A 26,473-nucleotide genomic window follows, 5' to 3' on the forward strand; every position below is an offset into this window, starting at 1 on the left:
ACGGCGCGCTAGGAGGTGGGCGGCTTCACGAGCTGCGGGTGGCGCTCGAGCGCCTCCAGGCCGTTCCACGCCAGGTTGACCAGGTGCGCGGCGACCTCCGCCTTGCGGGGGCTGCGGGCGTCGAGCCACCACTGGCCCGTGAGGGCGACCATCCCCACCAGCATCTGCGCGTAGATGGGCGCGGTGCGCGCGTCGAGCCCGCGCTTGCGGAACTCGTTGGCCAGCAGGTGCTCCACCTGCGTGGCGACGTCGCCGATGAGCGAGGAGAACGTGCCCGTGGCCTGGGCGACGGGCGAGTCGCGGACGAGGATGCGGAACCCCGCCTCGGACGCCTCGATGTACGACAGCAGGGCCAGGGTCGTCCGCTCGAGCAGGGCGCGGGGGTGGCCACCGCCCTCGAGCGCCCCGGTGAGGGCGCCGGTCAGGGCCTGGATCTCGCGGTCGACGACGACCGCGTACACGCCCTCCTTGCCCCCGAAGTGCTCGTAGACGACGGGCTTGGACACCCCGGCGCGGGCCGCGATCTCCTCGACCGACGTGTTGTCGAAGCCCTTCTCGGCGAACAGGGTGCGCGACACGTCCAGCAGCTGCGCGCGTCGTTGGACGCCGGTCATGCGCGCGCGGGACCGCTTGGGGTCGGAGGCCATGGGCTCCATTGTGCCGTGCGGGCACGTCGGGACGGCCGAAGGCGTCGGCCGTCTGCGCGGCGCCGCGCCCGCGGGCTGGCAGACTGGGGCGTCGGTCCGCCCTGGTGTAACGGCAGCATGCAGGCCTTTGGAGCCTTGCGGTCCAGGTTCGAATCCTGGGGGCGGAGCCCGCTCCCCGCCGGCCGCGGCCGCCGGCCGTGACGGCCGCGGGCCGGCCCGGCCTTCCCGCGATCCCCCCGTGAGGGTGATCGCCAGGCCATTAGTCCAATGGTTATATTTACCGCCACAGTTTCGCGACGGTGCTCGGACGACGGGGTCCGCACCGGGCGACCGCAGAGAGGCGGACAGTCATGGGCACCACGAGGTCGCGCGTCAGGCGCACCGGGACGGCGGCGATCGCCGCACTGAGCACGCTCGCGATGGTGGCGGCGTGCGGCAGCGGCGGGGGTGACGCGGCGGCGGACGGCCCCGTGACGCTCACGATGACGGTCTGGGGCGGCGACGTCGACAAGAAGTCGTACCAGGAGCGCATCGACCTGTTCGAGGCGTCGCAGGACGAGATCTCCATCAAGCTGCAGCTGATCCCGGGCGACAAGTACGAGCAGAAGGTCCAGACCATGATCGCCGGTGGCGACGGGCCGGACATCATGCAGGTCGCCGAGGGCGTGAACGTCTACTCCTCGAAGAAGCAGATCATCCCGCTCGACGACCTGGCGGCGGACGCGGGTCTCGACCTCGAGGAGCGGTTCGGCCCCGTCGGGACGCTGTACTCCTACGACGGCAGCGTCTACGCGGTGCCCGACCGGTCCGGCGCGATGATCGTCTACTACAACAAGGACATGTTCGACGCCGCGGGCGTCGAGTACCCCAGCGCCGACTGGACGTGGGAGGACGCGCAGACGGCGATGGAGCAGCTCACGGTCCCCGGCGAGCAGTGGGGCTACGCCGGGGCGGGCTGGTGGGCGCAGTGGTGGTCGTTCGCGTACCAGAACGGCGGCCGGATCATCGACGAGGACGGTCTGCCCGCGGCCAACTCGCCCGAGGTGGTCGAGGCGCTGCAGTGGGCCAACGACCTCACGCACGTGCACCACGTCGCGCCCACCGCCGCGGAGTACGCGGACATGGGCCCCGACATGGGCGGCGACCCGGCGTTCGCGGCCCAGAAGGTCGCGATGAACACGACCGGCTTCTGGGCGATCAACTCCCTGCTCGAGGCCGACTTCGAGTGGGACATCGCGCCCCTGTGGCAGGGCGGCGAGCAGGCCGTGTCCGCGTTCGGGTCCGGCCTGGCGATCTCCCGCGACAGCAAGCACGCGGAGCAGGCGTTCGAGGCCATCGACTTCCTCACGGACGCCGAGGCGCAGGCGGTCATCATCAAGAACGCCCAGGACGTGCCCGCGAACCTCGAGGTGCAGGCCTCGGAGGAGTTCCTGAAGCCCGCGTGGGCCACGCGTGAGGTCAACATGGGTGCGTTCGGGGAGTCGTCCGCGTTCGTCTTCACCTCCCCGCTCATCCCCGAGTGGAACCAGATGCAGGCCGCCTTCGACGACAGCCTCTCGACCTTCTGGAACGAGGGCGGGGACGCGAAGACGCAGCTGGACGCGGTCCAGCAGAAGCTCGAGGCCGTCATCAAGCCGGCGCGCTGATGGCCGTCGACCTCGGCGAGGCCCTCGGCACGGTGCGGGCGACCCGCTCGCACCGTGCCGGGGGGCGCAGGGTCCCTCGCCAGAAGCTCACCCGGCGGCGCAAGGTCGAGGCGCGCTGGTTCTGGCTCTTCATCTCCCCGTGGCTGATCGGGTTCGTCGGGTTCCTGCTGGGCCCGATGGTCGCGTCGGTCTACATCTCCCTGACGGAGTGGGACTCGTTCACACCGCCGACGTTCGTCGGAGGGGACAACTACGTCCGTGCCCTCACCGAGGACCCGGTCTTCTGGCAGGCGTTGCGGAACACCTTCTTCTACGCCCTGGTCTCCGTGCCCGTCGGGCTCGTGATCGGCGTCTGGCTGGCCAACCTGCTGAACAAGCAGGTGCGGGGCCGCAAGCTCTTCCGCACGATGATCTACCTGCCGACGCTCGTGCCCATGGTCGCCACGGCGATGGTCTTCAAGATGGTGCTCGCACCGTCGGGACCCCTGAACGACCTGCTGGGGCTCGTCGGGATCACCGGGCCGAACTGGCTGCTCGACCCGACGTGGGTCAAGCCCGCGCTCGTCGTCCTGTCCGCCTGGGGAGCCGGCGGCGCGACCGTGCTGCTGCTGTCCGCCATGAACGGGGTCCCGAAGGAGTTCTACGAGGCGGCCGAGATCGACGGTGCCGGTCCCGTCCGGCAGTTCTGGTCGATCACGTTCCCGCAGATCACGCCCATCATCTTCTTCAACCTCATCATGGGGCTGATCGGGGCGTTCCAGGTCTTCGGGCAGGTCTACATCCTCACCAAGCCCGTCGGAGGGCCGGACAACGCCAGCATGATGATGGTGCCCCTCCTCTTCCGCGAGGCCTTCAGCTTCTACCAGTTCGGGTACGCGTCGGCGATCGCCTGGCTGCTGTTCGTCGTCATCATCGCGTTCACGATCGTCGCGTTCCGCACGTCCCGCCGCTGGGTCTTCTACGAGACGGAGGTGCGGTGATGGCCGTCGCCACGCCGATCACGCCGGCACCACCGCCGGCCACGCGACCGCGCCACGAGCACACGCCGGCGCGCACCCTCAAGGCGTTCCGCGCGTCCCCGGCGACGTACGCGGTGCTGCTCGTCGTCTCCGCGGTGTTCTTCGTGCCGTTCGTGCTCATGGTCTCGATCGCCCTGGCCACGGACGCGACCAGTGCGACCAACATGTTCACCATCATCCCCACCGAGTGGGAGTGGTCGAACTTCGCGGACGTGTTCACCGCCACCGGGCTGCCCGTCGGCCGGTTCGTGCTCAACTCCGTCGTCATCGCGACCCTGTCGGCGGTGGGGCAGGTGCTGTCGTCCTCGTTGGTCGGCTACGCCTTCGCGCGGCTGCGGGCGCCGGGCAAGAACCTCATGTTCATGGTCGTGCTGGCCACCATGATGATCCCCGCGCAGATCACGATGATCCCGCAGTTCCTGCTGTTCAAGGAGCTCGGCTGGGTCAACACGTTCCTGCCGCTGATCGTGCCGAACTTCTTCTCCAACGCGTTCAACGTGTTCCTGGTGCGGCAGTTCGTCTCGCGGGTGTCGGGCGAGCTCGACGAGGCGGCCCAGGTCGACGGGCTCGGCTACTTCGGCATCTACCGCCGGATCGTCCTGCCGATGATGTGGCCGATCCTCACCGCGATCGCGATCTTCACGCTGACCGCGGCCTGGGGCGACTTCATGGGCCCGCTCATCTACCTCAACCAGGAGGACACGATGCCGCTGGCCCTCGGCCTGCAGTTCATGACCTCGACCAGCAACGCGATGCAGCTGCCCCCGTGGAACCTGGTGATGGTCGGCTCGATCCTGCTGACCGTGCCGATGATCGCCGTCTACTACGCCGGCCAGAAGTACCTGTACGAGATGAACCTCTCCGGCGGAAGCGCAGGTGTGAAGTGACGACGACCCTCCAGGACGGCACGGTGCGGCTCGGGGCCGGCGGGCTGGTGCTCGACGGCCGTGAGCAGGTGCTCGCGTGCGCGTCCCTGTTCTACTTCCGCATCCCGCGGGAGGAGTGGGCGGCGCGCCTGGCCGCGGTGCGCGCGACCGGCTACACCCTCGTCGACGTGTACGTGCCGTGGAACTTCCACGAGCTCGCGCCCGGCGAGTGGGACTTCACCGGGCGGCGCGACGTCGGGGAGTTCCTCGACCTCGCGCACGCCGCGGGCCTCGGCGTCCTGGCCCGGCCCGGGCCGTACATCTGCTCCGAGTGGGACGGTGGTGCGCTGCCCGCGTGGCTGCCGCTCGAGGACGGCCTCGCGCTGCGCCAGGCCGAGCCGCGGTACCTCGCCCACGTCGAGCGCTGGTTCGACCAGGTGCTGCCGCTGCTGGTGCAGCGGCAGCACGGCCGGGGCGGGCCCGTCGTGGCGGTCCAGCTCGAGAACGAGCTCGACTTCTTCGACACCGCGGACCGCGCGGCCTACATCGGCGCGCTGCGCGACATGGCGGTGCGGCACGGCGTGCAGGTCCCGCTCGTGGCGTGCGCCGGCCAGGGCGACCTCGTCGGTGCGACCGGCGGGGTGCCCGGGGTGACCCCGGCGTTCAACTTCTACCCGGACGACCGCTCGCCGTTCGTCGAGCCGGAGGTGCGGCGCTACGCCGACCTCCTCGCCGCCCGGGACGAGCCGCTGCTGGTCACGGAGACCAACCGTGCGCACGTGACGCTGCGTCGGCTGCTGGTCAGCGGCGCCACGGTCCTGGCGCCGTACCTGCAGGCCTCGGGGTACGACTTCGGGTTCACCCCGTCGGTGGGCAACTGGGGCGACCCCGGCGGGTTCATGACCCACGACTACGACTTCGGCGGGTACCTGTCGCCGACCGGGGAGCCGCGCCCGCAGACCGTCGAGGCGCGCGTCCTCACCGCGGTGACCCGCACCCTCGGCCCGCGCCTCGCGCGCGGCGTGGCGGGTGCGGCCGACGGCGCGTACACCGGCACGGCGCCGACCGCTGCGTCACCCTCGCGCGTCGCGCTCGACGGCGGCGGCTCGCTGCTGGGCGTGCCCAACCTCGGTGACGCGGACGCGACGTTCGAGCTCGCGGCCACGGACGCCCTGCCCGCCGTGACGCTCACGGTGCCGGGGCACGCCTGCGCACTGGTCGTGCGCGACCTGCCGCTCGAGGGCTTCGGCGGGCACGGCACGCTCGTGCTGGCGACCGGCGACCTGGTCGGTGCCGGGCCCGACGGTGTCGAGCTCGCCGCCGCCGTGCCCGGGGCCGTCGCGCTGGCGGCACCCGGCGGTTCCCCCACGCTCGTCGACCTGCCCGCACCGCGCCCGGGGTCGCCCGTGCGCGTCGTCGTCGACGCACCGCCCGCCGGCGACGGCGAGCACCTGCGGTGGCAGGTGGTCGTGCACCACCCCGTCGACGTCCCGGGCCCGGACGGCCCGGTCGCCGCACCCGTCGACGCCCCCGTGGCGGAGCCGATCCGGCTGACCGCGGCGCGGCGGCCCGCGCTGCCGACCCGTGACGGGGCGGTCCGGGAGCACCGCACCGCACCGGCGTCCGAGGAGGTCGGCGTGCACCGCGGCCGCACGCACTACGCGGCCGACGTGACGGGCGCCGACGAGCTGCTCCTCGAGGGTGCCGGCGACATCGTCGACCTCGCGCTGGACGGCCGCTCGCTGCCCACCCTCGCCGGGTTCGGCGCCACCGTCGTGGTGCCCGTCGCCGGGGCGAGCGCCCTCACCGCGACCGCCGAGACGTGGGGTCACCCCAACTTCGACGACGCCCGCCTGCCGGGCCTGGCCATGGGCTCGCTGCGCGGGCTCGGCAGGGTGTGGTCCGTGACCGGCCGGTCCGACGTGCACGCGCTGTGGACCGTCGCGCCCGGGGCCCAGTGGGCCGGCACCCCCGCACCGCTGCGCCCGCTCGGCGGGTGGAGCAGCACGCGGGTCGGCGCACCCGTCACGTACCGGCGCACGCTGGACGTCGACGGCGCGCACCACCACGCGCTGCACCTGCCCGGGCTCGGCACGCCGGTCACGGTCACCGTGGACGGCACCGACCACCTGGTGACGCTGCACGACCCCTGGCTGCACCTGGCACCCGGGGCCGGCCGCGACGTGGCGGTCACCGTGCCCCACGTGCCCGGCGTCCTGGGCGGCGCGACCCTGCTGCGGCTGACCCCGGTCGAGGGGTGGCAGGTCGAGCCGCAGCCGGACCGCGACCTGGTCGCGCTCGCGGGCCGGACCGCGCCCGCTGAGCCCGTGGACCTGCCCCTGCGCCCGGCGCCCGGTGAGGAGCTGTGGCTCGACGTGGACGTGCCGCCCGGCGGCTGCTCGCTGCGGTTCGCCGGCACGCACGTGCGCGTCGCGGCGTACGCGCACGGTGAGCTGCTGGGCCGTGTGTGGCTCGGGGACCCGGCGAGCCCCCGGTTCACGGGGGGTGATCCCGGGAGGCTCTGGCTGCCCGCGGCGTGGAACTCTGGGATCATCCGGCTGATGGTCCGCGGGACCGTCGGAGCCGAGGCACCCGAGCTGGGTGCGGTGCTCGTGCAGCCGACCGGAGGAACCGCATGGCCGTGAGGAAGCGCTCGTCGCGCGACATCCGCAGCGAGTCACGCCTCGACGTGCTGCACGCGCTGCTCGCCGAGGGCGGCGCGACCCGCAACGGGCTGGCACGGACCACCGGTCTGAGCCTCGCCACGGTCGCCACCGTCGTGTCCGAGCTGCTGGCGGAGGGGCTGGTCGCGGAGACCGGGGTCTCGGCGAGCGGCGTGGGCCGGCCCACCACCACGCTGGCGATCCGCGGCGCCCGGGGCATCCTCGCGGGCGTCGACGTCGCGGAGACGTACGTCTCGACGCACGTGTTCGACGCAGCCCTCACCGAGCTCGCCCGCGCCGACGTCGCGCTGGACGAGCGCGTGGAGTCGCCGGACCACGTCGTGGACGGCGTGCTCCGCTCGCTCGACGCGGCGCTGCGCCAGGCCGGCCGCGACCGGTCCGACCTGCTGGGCGTCGGCGTCGCGCTGCCGGGGCTGGTGCAGGGGCGCGACGGGGAGATGTCCGTGGTCGTGCCCGCGTGGCACTGGCGCGGCGTCGGGGTCCTCGACCTGCTGCGCGGCCGTCTCGACGCCCCGATCGTCGTCGAGAACCCCCTCAAGGCGATCGCGACGGCCGAGCTGTGGCTCGGCGCCGGCCGCGGTGTCGACAGCCTGGTGACCGTCAACCTCGGCACCGGCGTGGGCGCCGGCATCGTGCTCGACGGCGCCGTGCTGCGGGGTGCCACCAACTCGGCCGGCGAGTGGGGCCACACCCTGCTGGTGCACGAGGGGCGCGGCTGCCGGTGCGGGCGCCGCGGGTGCGTCGAGGCGTACGTGGGGGCGCCGGGCATCCAGCAGACGCTGCGCGAGACCGCCCCGGACCACCCGCTGACCGCGACGCAGCAGCAGAGCGACTTCATCGCCGGGTTCGCCGCGGCGCTCGACGGCCCCGACCCGGACCCGGCGGCCGTGCGCACGCTGGAGCGGACGGCCGACTACCTGGGCTCCGCGATCGCGGACCTGGTGGCGGTCATCAACCCCGAGCTCGTCATGCTGACGGGGTGGACCGCGTGGGCCCTGGGGGAGCACCTGCTGCCCGCCACGGTGGCGCAGGTGCGGGCCCAGGCGCCGCGCGGCACCGCGACCGACCACACCGTCGGCATCTCGACGGTCCGCGGCAACTCGGCCGCCATCGGCATGGCGACCCTGGCGCTCGAGCGGTTCCTCGGGGACGTCGGGCTGCTCACCACCCGCGTGCCGCTCGCGCTCTGACGCGGGCGGCCGCGGGCCGTGGGACCCGGACGGACGACGACCCGGGCGGCCGGCGCACGTGCGCCGGCCGCCCGCGACGTCAGACCTGCAGCCGCACCTGCAGCGTCGCCGTCGTGGGCCGCGCGGCCGCGTCCGGCTCCACGCCGGGGCCGCAGGCGGCCGAGCCGAGCCCGTGCTGCACCGCGTCCAGGTGCAGCCACAGCGCACCGTCGGGCACCAGCTCGTGCGGGTGGCGGGCGTCGGCCAGGGCCCGGTCCGACCAGGGCCGTGCGGTGAGCTCCAGCCCGGGCACCGCGCGGTCGGCGACGCGCACCTCGCCGGCGGTGAGCGTGAGCGGGCCACCGGCCAGGTGCAGCACCGCGCGCGTGACGCCACGGCGTGCGCCGTTCTCCTGCGGGTGCGTGTAGCGCGTCTGCAGCGCGTCGACCGTGTGCTGCCACCGGCCGGCCAGCGCCGCCAGCCGCGAGTCGGCGTACGACTCGTCGGGTCCCAGCCCGGTCCAGTCGACCAGGACGTCGCCGGCGTCCGGCTGCTCCAGGGCCAGCAGCCACCCGAGCCGCGCCACCGTGCCGGGCCAGCGGCCCTCGGGCGTGAGCTCGACCACCAGGTCCGCGGTGCGCTCGTCCACGGTGCGCCACGTCGTGCGCACGCGCAGCCCGCAGTCGCTCGCGGCGCCCGCGACCCGGGACGTCACGACGACGGCACCGTCCACGTCGGTGACGTCGTCGACGCGCTCGTGCAGGCGGGACAGGCCCGCCTGCTCCCAGGCGTCCGCGTCGCCGATCGCGTCGTACCAGGACCGGATGCGGTCGTTGTCGGTCGGGGCCCGCCACGCGTCGACGCGCGCGAGCCGTACCGCTGTCCCGCCGATGCGCACCGGGCGGCCCGTCGCGTCGAGCTCGACCGGGCCCACGCGGCGGCCGTCGCCCACCGTGACCGCGGACCCCGTCGCGCGCGGTGGCGCGGCCGGCTGCCGGACGAGCACCTGGCCCGCGCCGAGCCCCAGGTGGGCGGGGACGTCCGCGCCGGGGTCCCGGGGGACCGCGCGCAGGACCCACCACGCCGCGGCGGTCGGGTCGGTCGCGGCGAGCACGTCGTCGAGGCGGTCCCCGAGCACGTCGGCGAGGCGGACCTCGGCCCGCTCGTCGGGGGCCAGGACGCGGTCGACCTCACCCTCGGCGACGACGTCGCCGTCGGCGACCAGCGTCCACACCAGGCGCGCGTGCGCGGTCGACGTGAACGCGTACCGGTTGCGCAGCTCGAGCGTGCCGGGCCGCGCACCCGCGCGGACCCGCACGGGTGCGTACGCGGCGGCCAGCTCGAGCAGGCCGGGCGACGGCGTGCGGTCCGGCAGCAGCAGCCCGTCGGCGATGAACGTGCCGTCGTGCAGGTCCTCGCCGAAGTCGCCGCCGTAGCCGTAGTAGGGCTCGCCGTCCGGGGTGCGCGTGGCGATGCCGTGGTCGAACCACTCCCACACGAACCCGCCGGCCAGGCGCGGGTGGTCCTCGACGAGGTCGAGGTACCCGGTCAGGCCGCCGGGGCCGTTGCCCATCGCGTGCGCGTACTCGCACAGCACGAACGGCATCGCCCGCCGCCGGGTGTCCAGCACCGCGTCGGGCAGCGGGTCCTCCTCGCCCCGGGCGATGAGGGCGACCTCCTGGATGGTCGGGTACATCCGCGAGTACACGTCGACGTGCTCGCAGGTCCGGTCACCTTCGTAGTGCACGGGGCGTGTCGCGTCGAGGGCGCGCACGGCCGCGGCCATGGCGGCGACGTTGCACCCGGCCCCCGCCTCGTTGCCCAGCGACCACATGACGACGGCCGGGTGGTGGGCGTCGCGGCGCACCATCCGCGTCACACGGTCCACCAGCAGCGGCTCCCAGCGCGGGTCGTCCGTGGGGTTGCCGCGCCAGCCGAGCAGCTCGAACCCGTGCGTCTCGAGGTCGTTCTCGTCGACGACGTACAGCCCGTGCTCGTCGCACAGGTCGAGGAAGTGCGGGTGCGGCGGGTAGTGGCTGGTCCGCACGGCGTTGACGTGGTGCCGCTTCATGGCCAGCACGTCGGCGAGCATGGTCTCGCGCGTCACGGCGCGGCCGTCGGTGGGCGCGAACTCGTGCCGGTTGACGCCGCGCAGCACCAGCGGCGCGCCGTTGAGCGTGAGCACCCCGTCGACCACCGCGACGGTGCGGAAGCCGGCGCGCAGGGTCACGGTCTCGCCCGGCGTGCGGACGACCACGTCGTAGAGGCGCGGCGACTCGGCGCTCCACGGCTCGACGGGGGTGCGCGTCTCCTCGCCGGGGCGCGCGCGCAGCCCCAGGGCGGGCACCTCGACGACCGCGTCGGGCCGGGCCGGCTCGACGTCGACCCGCAGCACGCCCTCGCCGGTGGTGTGGTCGTACGCCGCGTGCAGGGTCACGTGCTCGATGCCGTCGTCCGGGCGGTGCAGCAGGGTGACGTCGCGGAAGATCCCCGAGAGCCACCACTGGTCCTGGTCCTCGACGTAGGTCTGCGCCGACCACTGGGTGACCCGCACGGCGAGCAGGTTCTCGCCCGCGTGCACCGCGTCGGTCACGTCCACCTCGGTGGGCAGGCGGGAGCCGTGCGACTGCGCCAGCACCTGCCCGTTCACGGCGACCTCGAACCAGGAGTCCACGCCCTCGAACCGCAGCACGACCCGCCCGCCGTCGCACCACGTGGCGGGCACGGTCAGCGTGCGCCGGTACTCGCCGGTGGGGTTGTCGCGCGGGACCCGTGGCGGGTCGACCGGGACGGGGTACAGGACGTTGGTGTACGCGGGCCGCCCGTGGGGCCAGGCGTCGGGGGCCCCGGCGAGCTGCCAGTGGCCGGGGACGGGCACGGTGCCCCAGCCCGTGCCGGGGTCGCCGGGGTCGACCCCGGTGTCCGCCGTGGGGAAGAGGCGGAACCGCCAGTCGCCGCCGAGCGGGACGCGCGGGGCGTCGGTGGCGGTCGCCGCGAACCGTGGGGCGCGCACGCCCGTCGGGGGCAGCAGGGACTCGTGCGTGGGATGGGTCGTCATGCCTGTCCTCGTCGACGTGCGGACCTCCCGTGCCGGACGGGAGGTCGACGGTAGTTCCATCGACGGTCAGATTAATGGACGGGCGCTGCCGACGGGCCACGGTGGGCCGGAACGTGCGCGTGTCGCCCCCGGGTCACGCGCCGCCGCACCGCGGGCGGCCTGCCGTGCCACGGCGGCGCGGTGGCGACCCCCGACGGGGCCGCCACCGCCGATCTCACCGGCAGGTCAGCGCGTCGTGCGCCACCGTGCGGGTGTCCGTGACGGGCACCCCGTCCACCACGGTCTCGACCGTCACCGTCACGGTGCCGGCCGGCAGCTGCGCGGCGCGGTGCGTGAACCGGTGGAACCGGTCCTTGCCCGCGGGGACCGTCAGCGTGTGCTGCGAGTCGCCGGCGACGACCAGGGCCCGCAGACGCCGGTCACCGTCGTTGCGGACCGTGACGGTGGGCACCGCCCACCGGGCGTGGCACTGCGTCCCCACCTCGAGCCCGAAGGCGGCGAGGGGGCGCTTGCGCTGCGCCAGCAGCCACTGCAGGGTCGCGGGGTCCTCGTACGTGGGGGCGGACGCCAGGTGGTGGTCCGGCAGCGTGAACGCCTCGTCGCCGTACTCGGTCCAGCGCACCAGCTCGGCGATCCGGGCCTCGGTGCGGCCCAGCGCGCGGTGGGCCGCCACCAGCCCCTCGTACGACGCCCGCGCGTTCGCCACGGGGAGCAGGTGGTCGTTCGTGCCGTGGGTGATCCACAGCGGGACCTCGGCCTGCGCGATGCGGGGCAGCTCGTCCGCGTCCGCGGGGAACCCGCCCGTCAGCAGCCCGCCGGCGAACAGGTCGGGACGCTCGGAGAACATCTCCCACAGCAGCTGCGAGCCGTACGACACCGACGTGGCGTACACGCGGTCGCGGTCCACGGCGTGCTCCGCCAGGAAGGCCTCGACCAGCTCGACCGCCTGGGCGCCCTCGGTGACCTTGCCGACCCGGCGGTTCTGCGGCGCCAGCACGATGACGTCCTCGTCGGTGCCGGTCCACGACTCCTGGAACCACGCGGTCGTGAGCATGTCGGAGGCGAGCTGCACGCCCAGGTTCTGCCCGTCGAAGCCCATGCCGTGACCGGGCAGCGCGACGACCAGCGGGTAGGCGCGTGCCGGGTCGTAGTCGTCGGGCAGGCGGTAGGCGTACTCGACGTCACCCGTGCTCGACGCGAACGTCCGCAGCACGAACTGGTCCACCTCGCGGTCGATCGGCTCCGCCGTGGTCCGGTGGGCCGTCGCGGGGTCCCCGCCGGCCAGGAGCGTGCCGTCGGTGGCGTGCACGTCACCGAGCTGGGTCACCTGCGTGAGCTGGTCGGGGTTGACGCCCACGGAGCACAGGAACGTCGGGCACAGCGAGACGACGACCGTCCAGCCGCCGTCGGGGGAGTCCGCGAGCTCCAGCACGACGTACCGGCCCGTCGTCGCCGGCCGGTCCTCGTCGAGCAGCCGCGCGGGGTCGTCCGTCGTCCACACGTCGGCGACCTGCCGGTCCACGAGCTCGGGCAGGCGCTCGACGCCGTGGAACCGGAAGTTGTACACCGAGTCCGCCACCGCGAAGTCCTGGGGGGTCAGGCGGGCGGTGTCGACCGCGGCGCCGTACTCGACCACCACGTGCGTGACCTGCTGCCCGTAGGACCCGACCTCGGTGACGGGTGTGACGGACAGGATGCCGGCCGCGGGCGCGGCGGGGGTGGTGGGGTCGGCGCTCGCGGGTGCGGCCACGGCGACCGTCGCCGCGACGAGTGCCGCCACGGCGGCCGCTGCTGCCGCCCGGGTCCTGGTGCGCGTCGTGCCCGTGCGCAGGGGTCTCCTCATACCGGTGTCTCCTTCGACCTGGTCGAGGGTGGCCGCCCCCGGCGGCAGCCGTCGTCGGCTGCGCGGCCCCCGTGCCGGTTCAGCGTGCTGAACCGATTTAGCACGACCGTAACGAGGCACTTCGCCCAGGGTCAAGCATTCCCGACGAGCCGGTCGGTATCAGGCCGCGGTGCGCTCCCGCCCCGAGACGAGGACGGTCAGGGCGAACACCGCCGGCACCGCCGCGCTCAGCAGCATCCCGACCCGCAGGCCCGTGCCCGTGTCCGGCGGCAGCGCCGCGGCGACCCCCGCCAGGGGGCCGGCGGCGAGGTCCGCGAACAGCCCGACGCCCAGCGGGCCGAACGTGCCGCCGGCGTCCCCGGCGAGCGCGAGCACCGCGAACATCGCGGCACCCCCGAGCGGGAACCGCGCGGACGTCAGGGAGAACGTCCCCGGCCACAGCAGCGCCGTGGTCAGCCCGCACAGGGCGCACGCCACCAGGCTCACGACCGGCACCGCGGCGGTGGCCGCGACCACGTAGCAGACCGCCGTCGCGACTCCCGACGCCGCCAGCAGCGGCCGCAGCGGCACGCCGTGCCCCCACAGCCCGTACGCGACCCGCCCCAGGCCCATGAGCAGCGCGAACAGACCGGGGCCGAGCAGGTCGCCGACCTCCTTGGGCACCCCGGTGCCCTGCTCGGCGAAGAACGACGACCACTGCGCCATGGTCAGCTCGGCGGCACCGCCGGTGGCCATCAGCACGAGGGCGGCGAGGAACAGCGGCGTGCCGAACAGCGAGCGCAGGCTCGTACGGTGCTCGTCGGGCACGGTCCCCGGCATGGGCACCCGCAGCAGCACGGCCAGGTTGGCCAGCGGCACCAGGGCCCACAGCACCGGCAGCAGCGGCCACAGGTCCGACCCGACGACGGCGAGCAGCGCGGTGCTCAGCACGACGACGGCGAGCTGCCCCCAGCAGTAGAAGGAGTGCGCGAACGCCATGCCGGCCGCCTTGGCCTCCTCCGGCTGCGGCAGGTGCTCGATGATCGGCGACACCAGGACCTCGAGGAGCCCGCCGCCGATGCCGTACACGACGACCGCGACGCACAGCCCCACGAACGGCGAGGGCAGCACGAACGGCAGCACCGCGAGCAGGACGAGCCCGAGCGCCGCCAGCGCGTGCGCGGCGACCATCGGACGGCGGTACCCGATGCGGTCGACGACCCGCACCGCGACGAGGTCCGTCAGCAGCTGCACGCCGAAGTTCAGCGCCGCGAGCGCACCGAGCTGCGCCACCGGGACGTCGAGCGCGGTGTGGAACACGACGAACAGCAGCGGCGCGAGGTTGTTGACCACAGCCTGCACCACGTACGCGACGTGCGCGGAGTGGCGGGTGGTCGTGTAGCTGGGCGTCGTCGTCGGCACGGGCGTCCTCGGTGGCGCGGGGCGGGCGGGGCGCGGTCACTGTGGCACGCGCCCCCGGGCCCCGCCCCGCCCCGTGCGGGGTCAGTGTGCGGGGCGCGCCGTGCCCTGCGACATCCGGTCGATCCACGCGAGCGCGAGCGCGGAGGCGACGAACGCGAGGTGGATGAGGGTCTGCCACATCATCGTCTCGCCCGTCACGTGCCCCACCGAGGACTCGATGAACGTGCGCAGCAGGTGGATCGAGGAGATGCCGATGATCGACATGGCGAGCTTGGTCTTCAGCACGTTGGCGTTGACGTGGCTGAGCCACTCCGGCTGGTCCGGGTGCCCGTCCAGGCGCATGCGGGACACGAACGTCTCGTAGCCGCCGATGATGACCATGATGAGCAGGTTCGAGATCATCACGACGTCGACCAGGCCCAGGACGATGAGCATCGTCGTGGCCTCGGTGCCGAAGCCCGCCATCGACTCGACCTCGTGGCCGAAGACCGCGAAGTCGACCAGGTGCCACAGCTCCTTGAGGAACTGCCAGACGTACACCACCTGCGCCGCGATCAGGCCCAGGTACAGCGGCACCTGCAGCCAGCGGGAGAAGAAGATCAGCGACGAGACCGACCGTGCGTACGGCCGGGTCGGCTCGACCGCCTCGACGGGCTGGGCGGGGTCGGTGGGCGGGACGGTCTCGACGGCCGGCTGCGACGACGTCACGGTGCTCCTTGTCGGTACGGGGGCCGGGATCCCGGCGCGCACTGAACGCGTGGGCGCAGCGCCCCGTTCCCGTGCGACCGGGTGACCTCTCCCACAGGGGGTGGCGGGACGTCGCAGGTGACGGGCCTGCGGCGGCCCCGCGACGCGCCCGGGCCGTGCCGCGGGTCGGCGGGTCGACGGTAGAGTCCTGTCACGGCAGACGTTCGCGCCCACCCGGGCAGACCCGCGAGGAGCACCCACTGGTGACCGTCCCCCGCCCAGCCGCCGTCGTCGTCCTCGCAGCGGGTGAGGGCACGCGGATGCGCTCCTCGACGCCGAAGGTGCTGCACCCCCTCGCCGGCCGCAGCATGGTCGGCCACGCGCTCGCCGCGGCGCGCGCGCTCGAGCCCGACCGGGTGGCCGTCGTCGTCCGCCACGAGCGCGAGCGTGTCGCCGCGCACGTCCTCGGCGTGGACCCGGACGCGCTGCTCGTCGACCAGGACGACATCCCCGGCACCGGCCGGGCCGTCCAGGTCGCCATGACCGCGCTGGACGCCGCCGCGCAGGCCGCCGCCGCCGACGCCGCCGCGACGGGTCACGACGTCGGTGGTGCCGCCGCCGACGCCGTCGTCACCGGAGCCGTCGTCGTGATCGCCGGGGACGTGCCGCTGCTGGACGCCGGCACGCTGCGCGAGCTGCTCGCCGCGCACGCCGCCGACGACAACGCGGTGACCGTGCTCACCACCGAGGTCCCGGACCCGACCGGCTACGGCCGGATCCTGCGCGAGCCGGGCACGGGCGATGTGCTGGGGATCGTCGAGGAGAAGGACGCCGACGACACCCAGCGCGCGATCACCGAGATCAACACGTCCGTCTACGTGTTCGACGCCGCGGTGCTGCGCGCCGCGCTCGCGCGGCTGGGGCGGGACAACGCGCAGGGCGAGGTGTACCTGACGGACGTGCTCGCGATCGCGCGGGCCGACGGCGGCCACGTGCGGGCGCTGCGCACCGACGACCCGCTGAGCGTCGAGGGCGTCAACGACCGCGTGCAGCTCGCGGCCCTGCGGGCCGAGCTGAACCGCCGCATCCTCGAGGACTGGATGCGTGAGGGCGTGACGGTCGTCGACCCGACGACGACGTGGGTCGACGTCGACGTCGACCTCGCGCGCGACGTCACGCTGCTGCCGGGCACCCAGCTGCACGGTGCGACGACGGTCGGCGAGGGCGCCACCGTCGGCCCCGACACCACGCTGACCGACTGCGAGGTCGGACCTCGCGCGACGGTCGTGCGCACGCACGGGTCCCTGTCCGTGATCGGCGAGGGCGCGACCGTCGGCCCGTTCGCCTACCTGCGCCCGGGCACCGAGCTGGGCGCGGAGGGCAAGATCGGCACGTTCGTCGAGACGAAGAACGCGCAGATCGGTACCGGCTCCAAGATCCCGCACCTGTCCTACGTGGGCGACGCGACGATCGGCGAGCACTCGAACATCGGCGCCGCGTCCGTCACCGTCAACTACGACGGCGTCAACAAGCACCGGACGGTCATCGGCTCCTTCGCGCGCACGGGCTCGGACAACATGTTCGTCGCGCCCGTCGTCGTCGGCGACGGGGCGTACACCGGCGCGGGCACCGTGGTGCGCCGCGACGTGCCGCCCGGCGCGCTGGCGGTCAGCGCCGGCTCGCAGCGCAACATCGAGGGCTGGGTGGCGCGCTCGCGCGCCGGCACGCCCGCGGCCGAGGCGGCCGCGCGGGCCCGGGGCACGCGCGACGTCGCCGGGCTCTCGCCGCAGGCGCGCGCAGAGCTCGAGCGCGCGGCGACCGCGTCGGTCCCCGTGACGCCGCCCCCGCACCTGCCCGGCCAGCCGGCGCAGCTCGACGACCCCGCGGACACCCCCGCGGACGGCACCACGACCGAGGACGGGCAGCAGCGATGACCGGCATCATCAGCCACGACGGGGAGAAGCGACTGGTCCTGGCCTCCGGCCGGGCGCACCCCGAGCTCGCGCAGGACGTGGCGGACGCACTGGGGATCGAGCTCCTGCCGACCACCGCGTACGACTTCGCCAACGGCGAGATCTACGTGCGGTTCGGGGAGTCCGTGCGCGGCGCGGACGCGTTCATCCTGCAGTCGCACTGCTCGCCCATCAACCAGTGGGTCATGGAGCAGCTGCTCATGATCGACGCGATGAAGCGCGCGTCGGCCAAGACGATCACGGTCATCGCGCCGTTCTACCCGTACGCCCGCCAGGACAAGAAGCACCGCGGTCGCGAGCCGATCTCGGCCCGCCTCATGGCCGACCTGTTCCGCACGGCCGGGGCCGACCGCATCATGAGCGTCGACCTGCACGCGGCGCAGACGCAGGGCTTCTTCGACGGGCCGGTCGACCACCTGTGGGCCCAGCCGATCCTCGTCGAGTACGTGCGCACGCGCGTCGACACCTCGAACGTCACGGTGGTCTCGCCCGACGCCGGGCGCATCCGCGTCGCGGAGCAGTGGGCCGCCAAGCTCGGCGGGGGACCGCTCGCGTTCGTCCACAAGACGCGCGACATCCGCAGCCCCAACAAGGCCGTCGCCAACCGTGTCGTCGGTGACGTCGAGGGCAAGAGCTGCGTGATCGTCGACGACCTCATCGACACCGCCGGCACCATCGCCGGGGCCGTGCGGGTCGTCCTCGAGGCCGGCGCCAAGGACGTCATCGTCGCGGCGACGCACGGCGTGCTGTCCGACCCGGCGGTCGAGCGGCTGCAGCAGTGCGGTGCCCGTGAGGTCATCATCACGGACACGCTGCCCGTGGCCGAGGAGCGTCGGTTCCCGCAGCTCACCGTGCTGTCGATCGCCCCGCTGCTCGCCCGTGCGATCCGTGAGGTGTTCGACGACGGCTCCGTGACCTCGCTGTTCGACGGCAACGCCTGAGACGTCCGCCACCTCCCGGTCGTCCGGCACACGGTCGTCCGGCACACGGTCGTCCGGCACACGGTCGTCCGGTAGGATCGTCAGGTTGCCTCGGCGAGGGACGACGGACGGTCGAGCGGGAAGCACCATCCCCGCGGGCCCATCCGGCTCCGTGATCGACTGGGTGGTCGCCTCCGCGTGCCCGTCCTGCGTCCCGCGTCGAGGCCACCGGGCCCCGCGCCCGAACCACCCGAGGGGCACCTCCCACGGGGCCGAACCACGAAGACCCGCGCCCGCGCACCACCGCGGCGCCACCCCACGCTGAGGAGCACACGTGTCCGAGATCAAGCTCGCCGCCACCGCCCGCACCGAGTTCGGCAAGGGCGCCGCGCGCCGTCTGCGCCGCGCGCACCAGGTCCCCGCGGTGCTCTACGGCCACGGCACGCAGCCCCTGCACGTCGCCCTGCCGGGCCACGAGACGATGCTCGCGCTGAAGCACTCGAACGCCCTGTACTCGATCGAGCTCGACGGCACGACGACGCTCGCGATCGTCAAGGACGTCCAGCGTGACGTCGTGCGCCAGGTCATCGAGCACGTCGACCTGCTCATCGTGAAGAAGGGCGAGAAGGTCGCCGTCGACGTCCCGGTCCACGTGGTGGGCGAGTCGGCCCCCGGCACCATCCACGTCGTCGAGACGCAGAACCTGTCGCTCGAGGCCGAGGCCACGCACCTGCCGCAGGGCGTCGAGGTCTCCATCGAGGGCCTCGCCGACGGCGCCACGATCACCGCCGGCGACGTCGTCCTGCCCGAGGGCGCCACGCTCGTCACCGACCCGGAGATCACGGTCGTCACCATCAGCACCCCGCAGGCGTCCGCCGCCGACGTCGCCGCCGACGCGGCCGCCGCCGACCTCGCCGCGCAGCAGTCGGCCGCCTCGGCCTCCGAGGGCTGAGCGACCCCGCTCCCCGCGACGCCCGGTACCGTCCACGGTGCCGGGCGTCGCCGTGCCCCCGCACCCCCGACCCCGGAGGAGACCTCCCCGTGAGCGACGGACCCTGGCTCGTCGTCGGCCTCGGCAACCCCGGCCCGCAGTACGCCGGCAACCGGCACAACGTCGGCCAGATGGTGCTGGACGAGCTCGCACGGCGCACGGGTGCGTCGTTCGGGTCCCGTAGCGCGGGTCTGCTCGGTCGTCGGCCGCAGGCCGTGACGGCGGACGTGCGTCTGGGCACGCTGCCCGGTGGGGCCCCGGGCCCCCGGGTGGTCCTGGCCAAGCCCACGACGTACATGAACGTGTCCGGCGGGCCGGTGGCGGCGCTCGCGCGGTACCACGACGTCCCGGTCGAGCGGGTGGTCATGGTGCACGACGAGCTCGACATCCCCTTCGCGGACGTGCGGCTCAAGCGCGGCGGGGGTGAGGGCGGCCACAACGGGCTCCGCGACACCAGCAAGGCCCTGGGGTCCAAGGACTACGTGCGTGTCCGGGTCGGCGTGGGGCGCCCCCCGGGCCGGCAGGATCCCGCGGACTTCGTGCTCAAGGACTTCACCGGCGCGGAGAAGAAGGACTTGCCGTGGCTGGTCGACCGTGCCGCGGACGCCGTGGAGGCCGTCGTCCTCGACGGGCTGGAGGCCGCCCAGCTGCGGTTCCACACCCGTTCCTGAGGTCGCGACCGGGCGTCCGGGCGTTCACCGGATGTTCACCGACCCGCCGTTCTGCGGTGGGTGACAACTGCGTGTGAAACGGGTGAAATCGGACGGATCACCCGCAACAGCCCGAACAGGGCATATAGCCTCCTGGGTACTGCAGGCACGCGCTGAGCCCGGGGGACGCCATGACACTGACGGCTGACGAGCACGCGTGGCGGACCACCGACGAACGTGAGCGACGCGGGACGGCTCGTGAGCCCCGCCGGTCCTGGGCCTCCGCGCAGCCGTTCGAGCGGCGCGTGACGCCGGTCAACTCCGACGGCGGACTGCTGGCCGAGAGCTGGCGTGCGGTGGGTGCCCACTACGTGCGGTTCATGTGCGCGCTCGACGCGATCGTCGCCGCGGGGGTGACCTACGCCCTGCTGGCGCGGTCGACCGACGGACCGCGTGCCGTGCTCGCCAGCCTGCTCGGGGCGCTGCTGTTCGTCGCCCTCGTGGGAGCGTTCCGCGGGTACGACCGGGACCGCGTCGGGGACGGACCCACCGAGTTCCAGGCCGTCCTGCGTGCCGGCGCCGGTGTCGCGGCCACCCTCGTGGCGCTGTCGTGGCTGCTGGACCTGCCCGTGCCGCGCCAGACCGTGCTGCTGGGTGTCCCGCTGACCGTCGGCGTCGTCGCGGTCGTCCGGCACGCGGGCCGACGGCGGGTGCACCGGTGGCGGTTCGCGGGCCAGGCCATGATGCGCACGGTCGTCATCGGGGACGTCGCGACGGCGCAGCGCGTCGCCGCGGACCTGCACGCCGCCCCGCACCACGGGTACGAGGTGATCGGGGTCTGCGTGTCCGACCTCGACTCCGTGCCGGCCACGGACGTCCCCGTGCTCGGCGCCACCGCCGATGTCGTCCAGGTGGTGGTGGACCACGCCGCGGACGTCGTGGTGGTCGGTGCGGGTCACCTGCGGGGTGAGGCGCTGCGACGGCTGAGCTGGGCGCTCGGCCGTGCCGGGGCCCATCTCGTCGTGGTGCCGGACCTCGTCGAGGTCGCCGGCCCGCGCCTCGCGGTGCGCCCGACCGCCGGGCTGTCCCTGCTCGAGGTGGAGGTCGGCGCGCCCCGGCGGCGGACCGTCGCCAAGGCCGTGCTCGACGTCACGCTGGCGCTGGTCGCGGGTGTGGTCGCGCTGCCGGTCGTGCTGGCGGCGGCGGCGGTCGTGCGGGCCACGTCCCCCGGGCGGGCGTTCTTCCACCAGACGCGCGTGGGTGTCGACGGGCGGCGCTTCACCATGTGGAAGCTGCGGACGATGTACGTCGACGCCGACGCCCGCCTCGAAGGGCTGCGCGCGCGCAACGAGGGCGCGGGCGTGCTCTTCAAGATGCGGCAGGACCCGCGGGTCACACCGGTGGGCCGCTGGCTGCGCCGGTACTCGCTGGACGAGCTGCCCCAGCTGTGGAACGTCGTGCGCGGCGACATGTCGCTCGTGGGCCCGCGCCCGCCGCTCGAGCACGAGGTGCAGGCGTACCAGGACCAGGTTCACCGCCGGCTGCACGTCAAGCCCGGACTGACCGGGCTGTGGCAGGTGAGCGGGAGGTCCGACCTGGACTGGGACGAGTCCGTGCGCCTGGACCTGCGCTACGTCGACAACTGGTCGGTCGCCATGGACCTCATGATCCTGTGGAAGACGGCCCGCGCGGTCCTGCGCAGCTCCGGCGCGTACTGACGGAGGCGCATTCGCACCGGTACCCGGCGACGCGGGTGCCGGTGCGGTCGTCTGTCCAGATGCCGGACTGCGGGCCCCCGGCGACCTCCCGTGGATCGGTGCCGGTCAGCGACGGGAAAGCGCCCGACCGCAGACAGTGACGTACGTCACACTTCACCCGCGAGGGGGAGCGACCGGGTGAATTGCACCATCATGTCGTCGTATGGGTGAAACGACTTCACGGGCAGGGCGGCACGCCGCCCCCGTCGCCGGCTCCCCGCTCCGACGCTGGGCGGCCATGCTGCTCGCGGCGATGGTGGTCCTGGTCTCGTTCTCGCGGGCGGACGACGCGTCCGCCGCCGACTCGGGGTCCGTCACCCTGACGCCGACCCAGGCGACGTTCACGTCGTCGGCGGCGCCACGCACCAACTACGCGCAGTACGACGTCCTCGTCTCGACGTCGTCGGTCTACCGGACGTACCTCACCTTCGACACGTCCGTGGTGCCGGCCGGCGCCACCGTGACGAACGCGGAGCTGCGCCTGTCGGTCCGCACGAGCGCCACCCGGACCCCGGGCCTCGCCGTGCGCAGCGTGCCGGCCGGCTGGCGGGCCTCGGCCGTGACGTCCGCCAACCGGCCCACGGCCCGCGGCGCGGCGCTCAACGCGCCCGTGACGGCCGTCCCCGGGGCGACCATGTCGGCACGCCTGGACCCCTCCGGCGTCGTCGCCGGCGGTGCGACGTCCTTCGAGGTGCTGTACGACGTGCGCGCGTCGGGCGTCCGGCTCGACAAGCTGGGGAGCAAGGGGCCCCGGCTCGTCCTCACGTGGACGACCGGCGGCTCGACGGCCGCCCCCACGCCGACACCGACGCGCACCACCGCGACGCCCCGCCCGTCGGCGAGCGCGACGCCGCGGCCCAGCAGCACGCCGCGCCCCACCGCCACCGCGACGGTGCGCCCGACGCCGACGGCGTCCGCGGCGCCCTCGCCCACGGCCGCCCCGAACCCGCCGCAGAGCACCCGGCTGCCGTACCAGGTCGCCGGCACCGGGCAGGCCAAGGTGTTCGCCCACTACTTCACGCCGTACCCGATCTCGCTGGACAACGCCGCCCCGTCGCAGGACTACTACGCCCGCAACTACCTGGCGCCCGACGGCGAGGGCGGCGCGCACCGGGAGTACGGCGGCCTGCTGCGCGACCGACCCGTCGAGCGCTCCCCGCTGTCCGGTGACTGGAAGACGACGGACGCCCGCACCGAGATCGACCAGGCGGTCGACGCCGGCATCGACGGGTTCATCGTCGACCTGCTCAACCTGGAGAACTTCCACTGGGAGCGGGCCGTGCGCATGGCCGACGCCGCCCAGGCCGACGGTCGCGGGTTCGTGGTCATCCCGCAGCTGGACATGACGACGTCCGCCGGCAAGTCCGACATCGACCTCATCACCGCCAAGTTCGCCGAGTACGTCGCCAAGCCGTCGGCCTACCGCCTGCCCGACGGCCGTCCCGTGATCTCCGCGTTCAAGGCGGAGGCGAAGTCGGTCGACTGGTGGCGTCAGGTGCTGACGAAGCTGCGCACCGACCACGGGGTCGACGCGGCGTTCATGCCGACGTTCCTCAACGCCGTGGACAACATGGAGGCGTTCGCGCCGATCACCTACGCGCAGGGCGTCTGGGGCACCCGCAACCCCGGCAACATCCTGGCCGGGCGCAACTTCGCCGCGCAGGCCCACGAGCTGGGCGACCAGTGGCTCGCTCCGGTCTCCGTGCAGGACTCGCGGCCCATGCAGGGGGTGTTCCAGGAGGCGGCGAACCTCGAGACGCTGCGTGCCAGCTGGCAGCGGGCCATCGAGGACGGCGCGGACATGGTGCAGCTCGTCGCGTGGAACGACTACAGCGAGAACACGGTGTTCGCGCCCTCGGTGCACCACGGGAACGTCTTCCTCGACGTGAGCGGGTACTACGGCACGCAGTTCAAGCAGGGTCGCGCTCCGGCCGTCACGGGAGACGCGGTGTACCTCACCCACCGCATGCAGCCCGTCGACGCGAAGCCGCAGCTGAGCCACGACCTCATGGAGCTCATGTCCGGCGGCACCACGTCGACCAAGCCGCGCGACACCGTCGAGGTCCAGACGTTCCTCACGGCGCCGGCGGCCGTGACCGTGCGGATCGGCGGCGCGACGCACACGTACACCGCACCCGCCGGCGTCGACGCCCGGAGTTTCCCGCTCGCGCTCGGCACCGTGTCGGCCTCCGCGACGCGCAGCGGGGCGACCATCGCGCGGGTGACGTCGCCGTTCGCGGTGGTCTCGTCACCGCTCGTGCAGGACCTGCAGTACGTGGCGGCCTCGAGCCGCGGCTGACGCTCGGCCGACGCGGCGGTCCGGTCCGGACCGCCGCGTCAGAAGTCCTCGACCGTCTCGTGGCCCTGCTCGTCCACCCGGACGATGTGCCGGGTGTGGGTGCCGGTGCGCTCGAACCAGCGGCCGGTGACGTCGGCGCGACGCCGGGCCGGGACGCCGGCGAAGAGGCCTCCCGGCTTGTCGTCCGGCAGGCCCGGCAGCAGCAGGCCGCCCGCGCCGAGCACGGAGCGTGCGGGCAGGGACGCGCCGCCGAGCACGACCGCGTGCGTGCCGACGAACGACCGCTCACCGATCGTGATCGGCAGGGCGCGCTGCGCGTCGATCGCGAGGTCGACGGAGTGGGTCATGAGCGTCGAGGACCGCCCGGCGATCGAGGAGTACGCCCCGACGGTCACCGCGGCGGAGCAGTCGATGCTGTGGCGGCTGGTGATCTTGCCGTGGGGCGCGACGTGCAGGCGCCCGCTGCCCGGGTTGCGTGCGAACGCCGGGTGCGCCGTGATGACGTTCATCCGGCCGATGGACGCGCCCTCCTCGACGACGACCTCGCGGAGGTCGCGCAGCAGGTTGTGGCGTCCCAGGCGGGCGCCGGCGCCGAGCGTCAGCGCGTCCACCCTCCACACCAGGCTCGCGCGGGCGACCGCGTCCGGGTGGACCCGGTGGCCCAACGTGCGCAGCAGGCCGTTCTTGGCGCGGCCGGCGGGCGCCAGCCACACGACCGCCCGGGCGAGGTGCAGGAGCCGGCTCATGTGGTGACCTCCTGGTGGACGGCGTCCGGCACGGGCCGGGCCGAGGGGGCGGCGCCCGCGCGGGCGCCGTACAGGCAGAGGGTGAGGCGCAGGACGAGCCCCAGGCAGATGCCGACGAGCGCACCGACCGCACCCCAGAAGACGGTGAGGACCGCGACGGCCGTGAGCCCGACCGCCGTGCCGATCGCGGTGACCCGCGCGACGAGGTCGATGCGCCCCAGCGGGACGAGGGCCACCCGTGCGGCGACGGACTCCTGCAGGTTGAGCAGGAGCCACAGCGCCGCGAGTGCCACCACTGCGACGGGGACCTCGACCTCGCCCGCGCCGAACCAGTCGAAGACGGGCTCGTGCAGCACGGTCACCAGCGCGCCGCCGGTCGTCGTGGCCGCCAGCACGAGCACGTGGGAGCGCCGGATCCGGGCGCGCATCGTGCGGCCGGACGCGCGGGCGACCCAGCCCTGCAGGACGACCACCACGGGTGTCGCGGCGACGTAGACCTGGCGCTGCAGCTTGTCGACGAGCGCGTAGACGGGCAGTGCCGCCGGGCTGAGGAGGCTGACCAGCAGCACCGGGGCCGCGCCGTACGCCGCGCTGAGGACGGTGGTGGCGACGCCGTGCCGCTGACCGGCGATCACCCGGCGGACCGTGCGCCGCGGGGGCGTCGGCCCGGCGGCGCGCGTGCGGGTGGTGACGTAGAGCGTCGAGGCGAGGACGCCGACGAGGATCCCGCCGGCCTGCGCGCCGATGCCGACGGCGGGTGCCGCCCCGCCGTGCAGCAGGGTCACGCCGACCAGCGATCCCGCCGCGCGCGGCACGGTCTCGGTCAGCAGCAGCGCCCACGGTGCGGCGGTCCCGACGAAGTACCAGTTGGCGGACAGCCCGACCAGCGACAGCGCGACCGCTGCGAGGGCGGCGAGCGGGCGGTGGCCGGGGGCGAGGACCGCCGCCAGCCCTGCTGCCACCGCGACGACGGGCACCGCGACGACGCCGCGCGCGAGCACCGCGTCGAGGAACTCCCGCCGGCGCACGGCCGTCCCGGCCCGGGCCACGACGGCGGGGCCCGACACCCCCCACCCCAGCCCGATCAGCACGGCGGCGACGGTGCCGACCGACTGGCCCACGGCCACGGCGCCCCACGCGCGGGGTCCGCCCGCGGCGATCAGAGCCGGCACCAGGAGCAGGGACGCCACGGCGAGCACGACCATGCCGAGGGCGAAGCCCGCGGTCTGGCGCACGCCGCGGCCCAGGGTCCCGCCCGTGCGGCCCGTCCCCCCGGCGGCCGTCACGACAGCACGGCCTGCGGGGCCCGGAGCCCGGTGAACCAGCGCACGACGAGCGCGGTGCCGATGACGGTGGTCGCCACCGCGAGCAGCGCGTAGAGCGACCGGAACACGACCGGTGCACCCCAGGTGGCGAACGTCAGGGCGAGCACGCCGAAGTCCGCGGGCAGCAGCGCCACGGCCCGCGCGGTCGAGGCGGCGGCGGGCGGTGCGGGGGAGGGGCGCAGCAGGGGGGCGAGCGTGCCGCCCGCGAAGACGACCACCGCGACCAGCTGGTACGCCAGCGGCAGCAGCAGCCACGCCTCACCCGGCAGGTCCCCGAACCGGTACCAGCCGACGAGCACGCACGCGTGGACGGCGACCATCTTGCCGGCGTCGACGACGTGGTCGAACCACTCGCCGGCGGCCGACCCGGTGCCCGTGTACCGCGCGACCTGGCCGTCGGCCGAGTCGAGGGCGAAGCCCAGTACCAGCAGGGCCGCCGCGAGCAGGCCGGACCACAGGGTGGGCGGCACCAGCGCCACCAGTGCGAGCCCCGCGGCCGTGACCAGCGCGCTGAGCACCGTCACGGCGTTGGCCGACAGCCCCAGGACGATCGCCGCCGCTGCGAGCCGGCGCCCCAGCGGGCGGTTCACGTACCGGGACCACAGCGAGACCCCCCGGGCCGCCTTCTGGGCCGCGGCGAGCTCGCCGACCGTCCTGCGCCACCTCTGCATGTGCCAACTGTGGCGACAACCGGCCAATCGGGGCAAATCCCCTCCCGTGATTCACCCGTGCGGCCCCTGCGGGCGACGGGAGCCCGTGCGACCGGGGGTGAAGATGCCCGAGATGTCTCCC

The 26,473-nt window shown here is 74.1% G+C and carries 19 protein-coding genes and 1 tRNA gene; 12 read left to right on the plus strand and 8 right to left on the minus strand.

The features are described from left to right. Positions 1-8 precede the first annotated feature (8 nt). The gene (locus tag BMZ16_RS12260) at positions 9-614 is read right to left on the minus strand and encodes a TetR/AcrR family transcriptional regulator (RefSeq protein WP_089801124.1); all 606 of its coding nucleotides are present in this window, start codon (positions 612-614) and stop codon (positions 9-11) included. A 128-nt stretch (positions 615-742) separates the two neighbouring features. On the opposite strand from BMZ16_RS12260, the gene BMZ16_RS12265 reads away from it, so the two are divergent. The 6 genes from BMZ16_RS12265 to BMZ16_RS12290 all read left to right on the plus strand — a co-directional run bounded on the left by BMZ16_RS12265 (position 743) and on the right by BMZ16_RS12290 (position 8,052). Then, a tRNA-Gln gene (locus BMZ16_RS12265) sits at positions 743-814 on the plus strand. A 183-nt stretch (positions 815-997) separates the two neighbouring features. After that, on the plus strand, positions 998-2,293 hold the full coding sequence (locus BMZ16_RS12270) for an ABC transporter substrate-binding protein (protein WP_089800793.1): 1,296 nt from the start codon (positions 998-1,000) through the stop codon (positions 2,291-2,293). Continuing rightward, the gene (locus BMZ16_RS12275; RefSeq protein WP_089800795.1) at positions 2,293-3,273 is read left to right on the plus strand and encodes a carbohydrate ABC transporter permease; all 981 of its coding nucleotides are present in this window, start codon (positions 2,293-2,295) and stop codon (positions 3,271-3,273) included. Before BMZ16_RS12270 ends, BMZ16_RS12275 begins: the two co-directional genes overlap by 1 nt. Next, positions 3,273-4,199: a carbohydrate ABC transporter permease gene (locus BMZ16_RS12280; protein ID WP_089800797.1), complete on the plus strand. Its 927-nt coding sequence runs from the start codon at positions 3,273-3,275 to the stop codon at positions 4,197-4,199. The genes BMZ16_RS12275 and BMZ16_RS12280 overlap by 1 nt, the downstream gene beginning before the upstream one ends. After that, positions 4,196-6,823, plus strand: a complete 2,628-nt coding sequence (locus BMZ16_RS12285) for a beta-galactosidase (protein ID WP_089800799.1) — start codon at positions 4,196-4,198, stop codon at positions 6,821-6,823. The genes BMZ16_RS12280 and BMZ16_RS12285 overlap by 4 nt, the downstream gene beginning before the upstream one ends. Continuing rightward, positions 6,814-8,052 carry an ROK family transcriptional regulator gene (locus tag BMZ16_RS12290; RefSeq protein WP_089800801.1) on the plus strand — a complete coding sequence of 413 codons (1,239 nt, stop codon included), beginning with the start codon at positions 6,814-6,816 and terminating at the stop codon, positions 8,050-8,052. The genes BMZ16_RS12285 and BMZ16_RS12290 overlap by 10 nt, the downstream gene beginning before the upstream one ends. A 79-nt stretch (positions 8,053-8,131) precedes the next feature. Here BMZ16_RS12290 and BMZ16_RS12295 read toward each other — a convergent pair whose 3' ends face one another. From BMZ16_RS12295 to BMZ16_RS12310, 4 genes are all read right to left on the minus strand, one after another. Beyond that, the gene (locus BMZ16_RS12295) at positions 8,132-11,089 is read right to left on the minus strand and encodes a glycoside hydrolase family 2 TIM barrel-domain containing protein (RefSeq protein WP_177199685.1); all 2,958 of its coding nucleotides are present in this window, start codon (positions 11,087-11,089) and stop codon (positions 8,132-8,134) included. A 214-nt stretch (positions 11,090-11,303) separates the two neighbouring features. After that, positions 11,304-12,932: a hypothetical protein gene (locus tag BMZ16_RS12300; RefSeq protein WP_143082827.1), complete on the minus strand. Its 1,629-nt coding sequence runs from the start codon at positions 12,930-12,932 to the stop codon at positions 11,304-11,306. 159 nt (positions 12,933-13,091) lie between these two features. Beyond that, positions 13,092-14,333 (minus strand): MFS transporter, encoded by a 1,242-nt coding sequence (locus BMZ16_RS12305; RefSeq protein WP_089800805.1) that lies wholly within the window; start codon positions 14,331-14,333, stop codon positions 13,092-13,094. 81 nt (positions 14,334-14,414) lie between these two features. Beyond that, positions 14,415-15,041 (minus strand): TIGR00645 family protein, encoded by a 627-nt coding sequence (locus tag BMZ16_RS12310; RefSeq protein WP_089800807.1) that lies wholly within the window; start codon positions 15,039-15,041, stop codon positions 14,415-14,417. A gap of 242 nt (positions 15,042-15,283) precedes the next feature. On the opposite strand from BMZ16_RS12310, the gene glmU reads away from it, so the two are divergent. The 6 genes from glmU to BMZ16_RS12340 all read left to right on the plus strand — a co-directional run bounded on the left by glmU (position 15,284) and on the right by BMZ16_RS12340 (position 23,610). After that, a complete protein-coding gene (gene glmU / locus BMZ16_RS12315) occupies positions 15,284-16,954 on the plus strand; it encodes a bifunctional UDP-N-acetylglucosamine diphosphorylase/glucosamine-1-phosphate N-acetyltransferase GlmU (RefSeq protein WP_089800809.1) in 1,671 nt (556 codons plus the stop codon). Next, positions 16,951-17,934 (plus strand): ribose-phosphate diphosphokinase, encoded by a 984-nt coding sequence (locus BMZ16_RS12320; RefSeq protein ID WP_089800811.1) that lies wholly within the window; start codon positions 16,951-16,953, stop codon positions 17,932-17,934. The genes glmU and BMZ16_RS12320 overlap by 4 nt, the downstream gene beginning before the upstream one ends. Positions 17,935-18,247: 313 nt before the next feature. Further along, a complete protein-coding gene (locus tag BMZ16_RS12325; protein ID WP_089800813.1) occupies positions 18,248-18,865 on the plus strand; it encodes a 50S ribosomal protein L25/general stress protein Ctc in 618 nt (205 codons plus the stop codon). Positions 18,866-18,954: 89 nt separating this feature from the next. After that, the gene (gene pth / locus BMZ16_RS12330; RefSeq protein ID WP_089800814.1) at positions 18,955-19,575 is read left to right on the plus strand and encodes an aminoacyl-tRNA hydrolase; all 621 of its coding nucleotides are present in this window, start codon (positions 18,955-18,957) and stop codon (positions 19,573-19,575) included. Between the two features lie 170 nt (positions 19,576-19,745). Beyond that, positions 19,746-21,272, plus strand: a complete 1,527-nt coding sequence (locus BMZ16_RS12335; protein ID WP_089800816.1) for a sugar transferase — start codon at positions 19,746-19,748, stop codon at positions 21,270-21,272. Between the two features lie 277 nt (positions 21,273-21,549). After that, positions 21,550-23,610, plus strand: a complete 2,061-nt coding sequence (locus BMZ16_RS12340) for a glycoside hydrolase family 71 protein (protein WP_089800818.1) — start codon at positions 21,550-21,552, stop codon at positions 23,608-23,610. 38 nt (positions 23,611-23,648) lie between these two features. Here the strand turns inward: BMZ16_RS12340 and BMZ16_RS12345 are convergent, their stop codons facing one another. From BMZ16_RS12345 to BMZ16_RS12355, 3 genes are read right to left on the minus strand one after another with little or no spacing between them, the layout of a single operon-like run. Continuing rightward, a complete protein-coding gene (locus BMZ16_RS12345) occupies positions 23,649-24,356 on the minus strand; it encodes an acyltransferase (protein WP_089800820.1) in 708 nt (235 codons plus the stop codon). Continuing rightward, positions 24,353-25,642, minus strand: coding sequence for a polysaccharide biosynthesis protein (locus tag BMZ16_RS12350; protein WP_089800822.1), 1,290 nt, complete (start codon positions 25,640-25,642; stop codon positions 24,353-24,355). The genes BMZ16_RS12345 and BMZ16_RS12350 overlap by 4 nt, the downstream gene beginning before the upstream one ends. Next, positions 25,639-26,352 carry a CDP-alcohol phosphatidyltransferase family protein gene (locus tag BMZ16_RS12355; protein ID WP_089800824.1) on the minus strand — a complete coding sequence of 238 codons (714 nt, stop codon included), beginning with the start codon at positions 26,350-26,352 and terminating at the stop codon, positions 25,639-25,641. Before BMZ16_RS12355 ends, BMZ16_RS12350 begins: the two co-directional genes overlap by 4 nt. Between the last annotated feature and the right edge of the window lie 121 nt (positions 26,353-26,473).

This window comes from Cellulomonas sp. KH9, assembly GCF_900114185.1.
GTDB lineage: Bacteria > Actinomycetota > Actinomycetes > Actinomycetales > Cellulomonadaceae > Cellulomonas.